9 protein-coding genes are annotated in these 11,055 nt (G+C 70.3%); 2 read left to right on the forward strand and 7 right to left on the reverse strand.

Translation table 11 applies throughout. From position 1 onward, the window contains the following. Positions 1-389: 389 nt before the first annotated feature. The 6 genes from rsmA to lptF form a co-directional block, all read right to left on the reverse strand. Positions 390-1,226 carry a 16S rRNA (adenine(1518)-N(6)/adenine(1519)-N(6))-dimethyltransferase RsmA gene (rsmA, locus tag A9O63_RS07175; RefSeq protein ID WP_069331311.1) on the reverse strand — a complete coding sequence of 279 codons (837 nt, stop codon included), beginning with the start codon at positions 1,224-1,226 and terminating at the stop codon, positions 390-392. Between the two features lie 78 nt (positions 1,227-1,304). Then, positions 1,305-2,273, reverse strand: coding sequence for a 4-hydroxythreonine-4-phosphate dehydrogenase PdxA (gene pdxA / locus A9O63_RS07180; RefSeq protein ID WP_069331312.1), 969 nt, complete (start codon positions 2,271-2,273; stop codon positions 1,305-1,307). After that, complete coding sequence (locus tag A9O63_RS07185; RefSeq protein WP_069331313.1) at positions 2,270-3,487, reverse strand: peptidylprolyl isomerase; 1,218 nt, start codon at positions 3,485-3,487, stop codon at positions 2,270-2,272. Before A9O63_RS07185 ends, pdxA begins: the two co-directional genes overlap by 4 nt. Before the next feature lie 106 nt (positions 3,488-3,593). Then, on the reverse strand, positions 3,594-5,738 hold the full coding sequence (locus tag A9O63_RS07190) for an LPS-assembly protein LptD (protein ID WP_069331314.1): 2,145 nt from the start codon (positions 5,736-5,738) through the stop codon (positions 3,594-3,596). Continuing rightward, positions 5,738-6,832, reverse strand: a complete 1,095-nt coding sequence (gene lptG, locus A9O63_RS07195; RefSeq protein ID WP_069331315.1) for an LPS export ABC transporter permease LptG — start codon at positions 6,830-6,832, stop codon at positions 5,738-5,740. The genes A9O63_RS07190 and lptG overlap by 1 nt, the downstream gene beginning before the upstream one ends. Next, on the reverse strand, positions 6,829-7,959 hold the full coding sequence (gene lptF / locus A9O63_RS07200) for an LPS export ABC transporter permease LptF (RefSeq protein WP_069331316.1): 1,131 nt from the start codon (positions 7,957-7,959) through the stop codon (positions 6,829-6,831). Before lptF ends, lptG begins: the two co-directional genes overlap by 4 nt. Before the next feature lie 223 nt (positions 7,960-8,182). Here lptF and A9O63_RS07205 point away from each other — a divergent pair, with 223 nt between their 5' ends. Both A9O63_RS07205 and A9O63_RS07210 read left to right on the forward strand, forming a co-directional pair. Next, entirely contained in the window at positions 8,183-9,652 is a 1,470-nt protein-coding gene (locus A9O63_RS07205; RefSeq protein ID WP_069331317.1) for a leucyl aminopeptidase, read from the forward strand. A 115-nt stretch (positions 9,653-9,767) separates the two neighbouring features. Further along, positions 9,768-10,214 carry a DNA polymerase III subunit chi gene (locus tag A9O63_RS07210; protein ID WP_191993882.1) on the forward strand — a complete coding sequence of 149 codons (447 nt, stop codon included), beginning with the start codon at positions 9,768-9,770 and terminating at the stop codon, positions 10,212-10,214. A gap of 23 nt (positions 10,215-10,237) precedes the next feature. Here A9O63_RS07210 and A9O63_RS07215 read toward each other — a convergent pair whose 3' ends face one another. Further along, entirely contained in the window at positions 10,238-10,813 is a 576-nt protein-coding gene (locus A9O63_RS07215; protein WP_069331319.1) for a retropepsin-like aspartic protease family protein, read from the reverse strand. Between the last annotated feature and the right edge of the window lie 242 nt (positions 10,814-11,055).

An 11,055-nucleotide genomic window follows, 5' to 3' on the forward strand; every position in this document is an offset into this window, starting at 1 on the left:
TCAAGCGGCCCGTCGGCCCGACCGCGGCCCGTCCGCCCTGGCGGATCCGCGCCCCCCTCCGGCAGCGCGCCGAAGCGGCGGGACAGCCAACCGGCACCAGTCGGTGCGACCTTCTCCTTCAACGCCATCGATCGCTCCCGCCAACGGGCAGGCATCGGGTGGCCGAATGGCCCCGGCCCACTCGCGGCCTGCTGACCGGATCACCCCATCGGCCTCGCTGGCCGTCCGCAGGCCTCACCGCCCGCCCCTCGGCACAGGTCGCACGCCATGGCACCCGGAGTCTCGGGTCTCCGGCCGGCGACGGCTCTCCCGCGGCGTCGCCGAGATCCGTCGCCAGACCACGGGCAAGGCATGGAAGCAGATCGCGTGACTGACCGGCCGACCCGGCCTCAGCCCGCCAATCGGCGGGCCAAAGCGCAGAAGCCTTCGAGCGGGATCTCCTCGGCCCGCTGCGTAGGCTCGATCCCCGCCTCGCGCAGCACCGTCTCGATGTCCGGCACGAGACCCTTCAGGCTCGAGCGCAGCATCTTGCGCCGCTGGTTGAAGGCCATCGCCGTCACCCGCGCCAGCACCTTCGGATCGGCCGGATGGCGCGGCGCCTCGAGCCGGGTGAAATGGACGACGGCCGAATGGATCGAGGGCGGCGGGGTGAAGGCCTCGGGCGGCAGCGTCAGCACGATCTTCGGATCGGTCCGCCATTGCGCAAGCAGCGCAAGCCGGCCGTAGGCCTTGGAGCCCGGCTTCGCCACGATCCGCTCGGCCACCTCCTTCTGGAACATCAGGGTCAGGCTCTCCCAGAAGGGCGGCCAGTCCGACGAGAGCCAGCGCGTCAGAAGCTCGGTCCCCACATTGTAGGGCAGGTTCGCCACGATCCGGATCGGGGGGGTCAGCCGCGCCGCCACATCCACGTCGAGCGCATCGGCATTCAGCACCTCGAGCCGCCCGGGCCAGGCGGCGGCCACCTCGGCCAGCGCGGGCAGGCAGCGCGCGTCCTTCTCGATGGCAAGCACACGCCGCGCCCCCTCGGCCAGCAGCCCCCGGGTGAGACCGCCCGGCCCGGGCCCGACCTCGAGCACATCCGAGCCCGCCAGGTCGCCCGCAAGCCGCGCGATCTTCGCCGTGAGGTTCAGGTCGAGCAGGAAGTTCTGTCCGAGCTGTTTCTTCGCCGAAAGCCCGTGCGCCCGGATCACCTCGCGCAGGGGCGGCAGTCCGTCAATCGAGGCCAATGTCAGCCCTCCGCCTCTTTCACTCTGTCCAAATATCCTGCGGGGGTGCGGGGGTGCAAAACCCCCGCGGGCGGGCGATCAGCCGCGCGCCTGCGCCATCTCCGAAGCCATCTCGAGCGCCGCGACGAGGCTCGACGGATCGGCCACACCCTTGCCCGCGATGTCGAAGGCCGTGCCGTGATCGGGCGAGGTGCGGATGAAGGGCAAGCCCAGGGTCACGTTCACCCCGCCCGCGAAATCGATGGTCTTGATCGGGATCAGGGCCTGATCGTGATACATGGCCACCGCGCAGTCGTAGCGCGCCCGGGCCCCGGCATGGAACATCGTGTCCGCCGGCAGCGGCCCGGTCAGCCGCAACCCTTTGGCCCGCAGCCGCTCGATCACCGGAGCGATCACCGCCGCATCCTCGGCGCCCATGGCCCCGCCCTCTCCGGCATGGGGATTGAGCCCCGTCACCCAGATCCGGGGTGCGGCGATACCGAAGTCCCGGCGAAGCGCCGCGTCGGTGATGCGGAGCACGCTGTCGAGCAGCTCCTGCGTCAGGGTCGCGGGCACCTCGGCCAGGGGGATGTGGATCGTCGCAGGCACGACACGCAGCCCCGGGCAGGCCAGCATCATCACCACCTGATCCACGCCCGCGAGCGAGGCGAGGAACTCCGTGTGACCGGGAAAGGCAAAGCCCGCGCCGTCCTTCAGCGCCTTCTTGTGGATGGGCGAGGTGCAGATCGCCGAGGCTGCCCCGGACTGGACGAGCGAGACTGCGCGGGCGATGACCGCCACCACCTCGGCCGCATTGCCGGGCGTGGGCTGCCCCGGCGGCTGCGGGTCGGGAAAGCGGTGGAGGAGCACGGGCAGCGCCTCGGCCGGCACCTCGGCCGCCTCGAAGGGGGCCGTGATCCCCTGCCATGCGCTGCCCTCGGGCAGGTGGGCTGGGTCGCCGATCCAGAAGAAGGGCAGCCGCTGCCCCAGCGCCCGGCGGGCCTTGACGGCAATCTCGGGGCCGATGCCCGCGGGCTCGCCGCAGGTGAGGGCTATGGGCGCGATCACGGCTGGCGGATGATCGCGTTGGCGCGCAGATCGGCCATATAGGCGTCGGCCGAGGTCGAGATCGACTGGTTCGCCAGCGCCTGCGCCAGCCGGTTGCGGTCGATCGGCTCGGCCGAGACCGGGCGGCGCGCGCAGAGCATCAGCACCCGGCGTGTGTCCCCGGGCAGCGCCGAGCTCGAGACCTCGCCCGCATCGAGGCCGGCCAGTTCCAGCGCGACATCCTGCGGCACCTGCGCCAGCGGCAGGGTGGTGCGGCGCAGCTGCTGCTCGGTCGCGCCCTTCATCACCGTATAGAGGTCGTCGCAATCGTCCGCCCGCGAAGTGATCCGGCCGAGCTCGCCCGCGAACTCCGCGTCATTGGGCAGGAACAGCTCGGCATATTCGAGCTCGATACCCTCCGGCGGGGGCTCGCTGGTCTCGTCCCGACCGCGCAGCTGGAACAGCGCGACGGCGTTCGGGATCGTCACCGGATCGCTCACCTGACCCGGCGAGAGCGTGAGCAGCATCGGCCCGAGGGTCGGCGGCAGGTTCTGCAGCGGCACCCAGTCGATGCGCCCGCCGCGCTCGGCCGAGGAGGAGGCGGAATAGGTCCGCGCGGCCTCGGCGAAGGCGGCCTCGCCGCGCACGTTGCGGCCGATCTCGGCGGCCAGCGCCCGCGCCTCGGCTTCCTGGCCCGGCGGGGCCGGAATGATGATCTCGGAGAGCAGGAGCCGGATCGAGGCGCGGCTGGTCTGGCGCGTGATGGCGCGGTCGATGGCCGTCTCGGTCGGGCGGGCGGCGGCGCCGAACTTGGCCCGCATCAGCTCGCGCCAGATCAGGCCCGCATGGACGAAGTCGCGGAAGGTCTCGACCGCGACGCCCGCCTTGCCCAGCTCGGCCGCGAACTGCTCGGCCGAGAGGTTCGCGCGGCCGGCGAACTCTTCCATCCCGTCCTTGATCTGCTGCTCGGTGGCCTTGAGCCCCGCCTGCTCGGCGGCATCGAAGCGGATCTTGTCCTCGATCAGCGCGTCCATCGCCTGCTTCTCGACATCCCCGGTCGCGCCGAGAAGGGTGAGGAAGCGCACGCGCTGCTCGAATTCGTAGTTGGTGATGACCCGGTCGTTCACCACGAGACGCGGCGCGAACAGGTTCTGGGCCAGCGCGCCGGGGGCGCCGGTGAACGTCAGGCCTGCCGCCACGACGAGGGCGAGGCAATGGGAAACGAAAGTCTTCATCTGTCCGTCAGCCGTCTTCTGCTCTTGGTCCCGAGGGTTCGGTGCTCTTGGTCGCGACGATCCGGCTTCTGCCGGCTGCCTGTGCGACATGTCCCGCGCGTCTGCCTCACCTGCGGCAGACCCGCGACGGGCCAGGGGTCGCTCCGCTGCCGAAGCCGATGAGATCGACCGACAGGCCGAAATCCGTGCTCGGCGTCACACTAGTCGAGGAAGTGAACCGACGCGAGAGGGAAAGATCCACCTTCAGACACTCGTTCCGGAACTCGAGCCCGATCCCGGCCCGCGCGGTGCGGTCGGCCTCGAAATCGTAGCGGCCCTCGGCGTTTGCGGTCCAGGCGTCGGTCAGCCGGTAGCGCGTGTCGAGCGTGAGCTCCTCGACCGGATTCGGCCGTGCCTCCTCGGCGCTCTCGCGGATGCGCACATAGCGCGAGGTGATGCCGTAGCGATCGCGGTCGAGGTCGATCTGCCATTCGGCCTTGGTCACGCCGAAGTCCTTGTCGACGATGGTGCGCTGGGTGAGCGTGAGCCCGTTCTGCAGCGTCAGCTGCAGCGCGGCCAGCCAGTCCGACTGGTTGCCGTCGAAGCCGGAGGCCTCGGAGAAGCCGGGATTCTGCTCCTGCCAGATCACCTGGCCGAGGGTGGCGCCGAGCGACCAGCCCGCCGGATCGTAGCGCGTCCAGTTCACGCCGATGGCCGCGCGCCCGCCGTCCTCGACCGCGTCCGATCCGGGGAACCGGTCGAGCGAGAAGAGGCTGCCTTCGTCGAATTCCACCAGCACCGAATCCTCGTTCGGGATGCGGTCGCCGGATGTATCTGCCCAGACTGCCTGCAGCACCGGCTGGATCACGTCGCTGGCGCCGCTCGCGCTGCTGCGCACCCAGGGCCAGCGCAGCTCGATGCCGCCGGCCCCGTGGATCCGCGTGTCCGAGCCCTCCCATGCGGCGTCCTGCGAAATGTCATAGGCATCGGCACCGATTTCGGCCAAGGCCGAGCCCAGGATCCCGCCGCCCAGCATCCAGTTGCGGCGCCAGTCCACCAGCACCGATGCCCGCGACATGTCGCGCCCGTCGGCGAACGTATCGGTGTCGAGGTCGCTGTCGAGCGGATCGTTCGAATCGCGCCGGTGGCTGTGGGTCGAGAAGCGGATCCCGCCCTCGCCGCCGAGCGGCCCGAACCCGAAGCGCCGGTGGAAGGTCGCGTCGGCCACGAGCGAGGGGATCGTCTCGTTGTCCTCGTCCTCGCGCAGCGTGCGGAATTTCAGGAGTCGCCCCGAGATATATTCGTTCCGCCGCGCCCGATCGACCTGAAAGCCGGAGGCCAGACGGTCCTTCTCGCCGAGGCCGTAGTCGAGATAGTAGGCCCGGTCGCTCACCTCCTCGATCTGGAAGACCAGCGTGAAATCGCGCGGCAGATCGAAGGTGCCGCGCGCGAAGAGATAGCCCCGCTGGTCGTCGGGCAGGATCTCGTCGCGCGAGACGGCGCCCTCCGCCTCGATGGCGCCGAAGGAGAAGGCTTCGCGGTAGCGCGCGCCGAGCGAGCGCCCGCCCTTGGTGGTGATCTGGGGCAGCAGCGTCAGGTCGCGGCTGTCGCCGAGCCTGATGAAGTAGGGCGCGAGCACGCCGGTGCCGAGCTTGCTCGTGGTGCGCAGCTTGGGAGGCAGGAAGCCCGTGGCCCGGTCGAGCGTCGCATCCGCGATGCGCAGACGCGGGAGGTAGGCCACCGGCACACCCGCGATGCGCAGCGATGCATTGTCGAAATAGATCTGCCGCTCCTGCGTGTCGTGGACCACGCGGCTGGCGCGCACTTCCCACAGCGGCACCGGATTGTCCGCGCAGATCTGGCAGGAGGAGGCGACGGTGCGGCCGAGGGCGGTGTAGCGGTTGCCCACCCGCGCAAGCTCGGAGGAGGCCAGCTGGAGCTGCTGGTCGAGCACCAGCCGCGCGCTCGTCAGAACGCCGTTGGCCAGATCGCCCGACAGCGCCGCCTGATCGGCCAGCACGATCTGGCCCTCGCCATTGTCGAGCACGATGGGCCCGTCGATGGTCAGCTGGTCCGCCGCCTGATCGTATAGCACGCGCGCAGCGCTGAGGCGCGTACCCTGATAGAGCACCTCGACATGCCCCTCGGCCACCAGCGTGGTGTCGTTCGCGATCGACACGCTGTCGGCTATGAGCGTGGCCTTCTCCTGCGCGGCCGCGGGCAGCGGCGCGAGGATGGTGGCAGACAGAAGCAGAGTCCGCAAAAGGCGCATCAGCCGTCCTCGAGATGCAGAAGCAGGCCGAGCGAGCCCATGACGCCGATCAGCGGCGGGCTCCAGGCGGCGAGCAGGATGGGGATCTGTCCGTTCTCTCCCAGCACCTGCGCGAAGTTGCGCAGGAAGAACAGGGCGAAGCCGCCCAGAAGGGCGAGAAGGACCATGCGGCCCGTGCCGCCGAAGCGGCTGTGGCGCATGGTGAAGCCCGCGGCCACCAGCACCATGGCGGCGAGCGTCGCGGGGAGGGCGAATTCCATCTGCATCCAGACCCGGTGCTTGCGGGCCGAGAAGCCTGCGCGCTCGAGCCCTGCCACATAGGCCGGAAGCTCCCAGATCGGGATGGCGGAGGGGTCGCCGAAACTGTCCTGGATCCCCTCGCGGGTGAGGTCGGAGGTGACGCGGAGGTTGCCGGGCAGGCTCGCGCCCGCCTCGGGATTGGCCTCGGTCAGATCCCAGCTCTTGGCGCCCGAGAGCTGCCAGTAGCCCCGCTCCAGCGCCGCCTGCTCGGCCGCGATCCGCCCCGTGGGCCGGCCCTCGGCGTCGAAGGTGAGGAAGGTCACCGCATAGAGCCGCGTGCCGTCGGTGTTCGAGCGCAGGGCATGGATCACCGTCTGCTCGCCCGATCCGCCCTGACGCAGCCAGAGCCCCTCCTTCGAGATCGACAGGATGCTCGCCTCGCCCCGGGCGAGCCGGCCCGCCGCGGCATCATACTGCCGCGAGGTGCCCGCGACGATTGGGTTCAGCACCGTCACCGCCACCGTGCCGAGCGCCAGAGCCACCACCGTCGGGGCCACGAGGAAGCGCAGCCCCGACCGGCCCGCAGCGCGCACCACCACGAGTTCGCTCGACCGGGCAAGGCCGAGGAAGAGCGCGACGGCGGCGAGGATCACGATCAGCGGCAGGATGGTGTAGAGCGTGGCCGGAACGCGCAGGAGCGACAGGAGCCCCGCCTGCACGAGGGTGATGCCCTCTCCCGAAAAGCGGCGCATCTGGTCGAGCACGTCGATCAGCATCATCAGGCCGAAGAAGGCGAGGAAGACGATGAACACCATGCGCAGGAAGCGTCGGGCGATGTAGCGTGACAGGATCATGAGGCGAAGATCCCGTTCAGGGCCCGCCTGAGCCGCCGCGGCCGTTGCCCGATCCAGAGCAGGAGGATGCCGATCCCGAAGCCGGTGACGGGGGCCGCATAGGCGAGCGGCCAGAGCTGCTCGTCGGTCACGCCCACGCCCGAGGCCGCCACGTTGATGGTCTGCACGACGATCAGGAGGAGCACGGCGAACAGGATCTGCCACCAGAGGCCGAAGCGGCTGAAGCTGCCCAGGAGCAGCGCCGCAAAGCCGATGAGCGAGGAGGCGAACCCGAGGAACGGCTGCCCGATCCGGCTGTGCCCTTCGTAGAGCGCCGCGGCCCGGGTGGAGCGCGTCTCCTCCAGCACCTCGGCCGTGGGGGCGAGCAGCGTCGTCGTCGGCAGTTCCTCGAGCACGCGGCGCTTCGGGCCCGAGCTCGTCACGAAGGCGCCGAGGTCGTAGGTCACGTCGTCGAACCGCGTGAGCTCGAGCCTGCGCCCCTCGCGGGTGAGGGTCTGGGCGCTGCCGTCGATCATCAGGAGCTTCGGCGTCGTGTCGGTGCGCACCAGCAGCGCGCGCCGCGCCGTATAGGCGGTCGAGCGCGCAGGATCGCGGTCGTCGACGAGCAGCAGGTCTCTCAGCTCGCCCGTCTCGGTCACTTCGCGGATATAGAGCGTCACCCCGTCGGCCGGATGCAGGAACTCGCCGTCGCGCAGGAAACGGGCGGTCGCATTCTGCGAGATCTCGGCCGAGCGGGCCGAGAGGGTCGCGCGGCTGGCTGGCACCAGCAGGTTCATCAGCACGATCATCATGAGCGCCACGATCAGCCCGAACCAGATCACCGGCCGCGCGAGGCGGAAGGCCGAGAAGCCCGTGGCCTGCATCACCACCAGCTCCGATTCCTGGCTCAGGCGGTTCACGACATAGATCGTGGCGGCGAAGGCCGAGAGCGGCAGCACGAGCCGGATCACGTTGGGCAGGGCGAGGAGGGAGAATTCGAGGAAGACGAGCGCCGACTGGCCGTCCGAGATCAGGTCGTCGAACAGGCCGACGGCGCGGTTGATCCAGTAGACGAGCACCAGAACCAGCGAAAAGAAGCCGAACAGCGCCACGAGTTGCGACAGGAGATATCTGTCGAATCTTGCCACGCCTCGCTCGTCCTGTCCGTTGTCCCCGGGGTTTGCGGGACGCTACCGGAAATCGCCGCCGGGGAAAACTGGTATCTGGCGCTCGGGCGGGGCAGGGGCTAGCCTCGGCGCGGAGAACGGCCGGCGCCGCGGCATCCCCCGCGATCCGGCCCCGTCCCTCCGGCGCTCCGGCGCCTGTCCATCAACGGCGCGGTGGCGCCGAGCGTTGCAGCGGAGTAATCTGATGACCCATCCCGTTCCCATCCAGTTCCAGGGGCTCGACCTCGACGCCCTGGCCGGCGCTCCCGGTCGCATCGTGGTTTTCGCGGGCGAGGGAGGCACGATGGGCGCGGCGGCCAAGAAGGTGAACCGTCTGATGCGCGGCGCGCTCGAACGGGCCGCAGGCTCGGAAGCCTTCGGCAAGCTGAAGCAGGGCGATGCGATGGAGCTGGGCTTTCCCGTGGGGCTCGCGGCCGATGCGGTGCAGCTCGTGAAGCTCGAGCGGCGCGCCGACAAGGCCGCGGCGCGGAAGGCGGGCGGCACCATCGGACGGGCGCTCTCGAAGGTGGGCACGCTGGTGCTGGCCGACACGATCCAGCGGGCGGCCGATGTCTCCTTCGGGATCGCGCTCCGGGCCTATGACTTCACGCCGCACAAGACGGGCGAGAAGAGCCTGCCGGGGCCGGTGACGCTGATGGCGGCCAATCCCGAGGCGCTGGCGGCCGAGGCAGGCCCGATGGCGGCGCTGGCCGAGGGCATCTTCTTCACCCGCGATCTGGTGAACGAGCCCGCCAACGTGCTCTCGACCTTCGATTTCGCGGCGCGGCTTGCGGCGATGCACGAACTCGGCCTCGAGGTGGAGATCCTCGAGGAAGAGGAGATGGAGAAGCTCGGGATGCGAGCGCTCCTCGGGGTGGGGCAGGGCTCGGAACATCCCTCGAAGCTCGTCGTCATGCAGTGGAAGGGCGGGCCCGAGGATCAGGTGCCGCTGGCACTCGTGGGCAAGGGCGTGGTCTTCGACACCGGGGGCATCTCGATCAAGCCCGCGGCCGGCATGGAAGACATGACCATGGACATGGGCGGCGCGGCGGTGGTCGCGGGCGTCATGCGCACGCTCGCCATGCGCAAGGCGCGGGCCAATGTCGTGGGGCTCGTGGGCATCGTCGAGAACATGCCCGACGGCAATGCGCAGCGGCCGGGCGATGTGGTGCGCTCGATGAAGGGCGACACGATCGAGGTCATCAACACCGACGCCGAGGGCCGTCTCGTGCTGGCCGACGTGCTCTGGTATGCGCAGGAGCGCTTCCAGCCGCGCGGCATCGTCGATCTGGCCACGCTGACGGGGGCGATCATCGTGGCGCTCGGCCACGAGAATACGGGCGTCTTCTCGAACGACGATGCCTTCTGCGGCGCCTTCCTGAAGGCGGCCGAGGCCGAGGGCGAGGGCGCCTGGCGGATGCCGATGGGCGAGCGCTACGACGAGATGCTGAAATCGCGGATCGCGGACATGCGCAACTCCTGCGGGCGCGAGGCGGGCTCGATCACCGCGGCCCATTTCCTGCGCCGCTTCGTGAAGCCCGAGACGCCCTGGATCCATCTCGACATCGCGGGCACGGCGCTGCTGAAGTCGGACACGGCGCTCGCGCCGAAGGGCGCCACCGGCTGGGGGGTGCTGGCGCTCGACCGGATGATCCGGGACATGCTGGAGACGTGAGATCGGGCGCGCCGGGACCGGAGAGGTCCCGGCGGTTCGACCCGCCGGGGCTCTGCCCCGGACCCCGGGATATTTGGACCAGACTGAAGGAGAGGCGGGCCGCGTGGGCGTCGTGATGTTCTATCACCTGACGCGCTCCTCGGCCGAGGACACGCTGCGGCTTCTGCTGCCGCGGGCGCTCGGGCAGGGGTGGCGCGTCATGCTGCGGGGGACCGACCGGGCGCGGCTCGAGGCGCTGGATCTGGCGCTCTGGCGGGTGCCGGAGGACGGGTTCCTGCCGCACGGCATGGAGGGGGGGCCGCACGATGCGGTGCAGCCGGTGCTGCTCGGCACCGGCGCGATCGGCAACGGGGCGCAGGCGCTGATGCTGCTCGACGGGGCCGCGACGGAGGCTGCGGAGGCGGCGCCCCTCGAGCGGGTCTGGATCCTGTTCGACGGGCTGGACGAAGCGGAGCTTGCCCGGGCGCGCGGGCAGTGGAAGGCGCTGACCGGCGCGGGCGTGAAGGCGCAATACTGGTCGGAGGAAAGCGGGCGCTGGGAGAAGAAGGCCGAGGCGGGTTGAGGCGGCGGACGCGCGCGGGCGCCTCAGCGGCTCAGGATCATCCGGTCGTCGGCGATCTCGATGCGGAAGCGGCGCAGGTAATCCATGCCCAGAAGCGACATGTCCATCGGCCCTTCATTGACCCAGGCGGGGATGCGCTGTTCGCTGTAGGGTCCGAGCGCCACCGGGCCGATCCGCACCCGCGCGGTGCGCACCGGGCCGTTCGCGGTGACGGCCTCGCCGAGATAATCGAGCCGATCCGGCTCGATCCCGAGCCTGCGGGCGTCCGCTTGCGACAGGACGATGGAACTGGCCCCGGTATCGGCCATGAACCGGATGGGGGTGCCTGCGACATCGAGCGTGAGATAATAGTGGCCGTCGCGCGCGCGGGGCACCGCGATGCGGCTGTCCTCCATCACCGCCTGCGTGGGGGTGAGATCGCTGCGGATGTCGCGCCAGAGGCCATAGCCCGCGAGCACCGCCACGAAGATCAGCGCCCAGGCGAGGCCCGCGCGGATCGCCGCGCCGATGCGGCCGCGATATTCGACCAGCACCCAGGCGCCGAGCGCGGTGAGGAGAAGCCCGAGATAGATCAGCCGTGCCGTCAGATCGCCGTCCATGGTCTCTCCCGAAGCTCTGCCCTGGATATGGGGCCGGGGAGGGGGATGCTCCAGCCCCCGGGGGTGGAAAGTGCCGCGGCGCGGGGATCGGACCCTGCGCGGTTCGGCTGCGGAGGGTCGGGACGGGACGGGTGGTGCGGGGCGGACCTGTCCGGCCGAAGCCGTCCGGCGGGGCGGATCGGGAGCCCGTGCGGAGATGCGCTGCGGCTCGGACGGCAGGCGCCGCGCGTGGGACCGGACCG

The organism is Cereibacter johrii, from assembly GCF_001720585.1.
Classification (GTDB): Bacteria; Pseudomonadota; Alphaproteobacteria; order Rhodobacterales; family Rhodobacteraceae; genus Cereibacter_A; species Cereibacter_A johrii.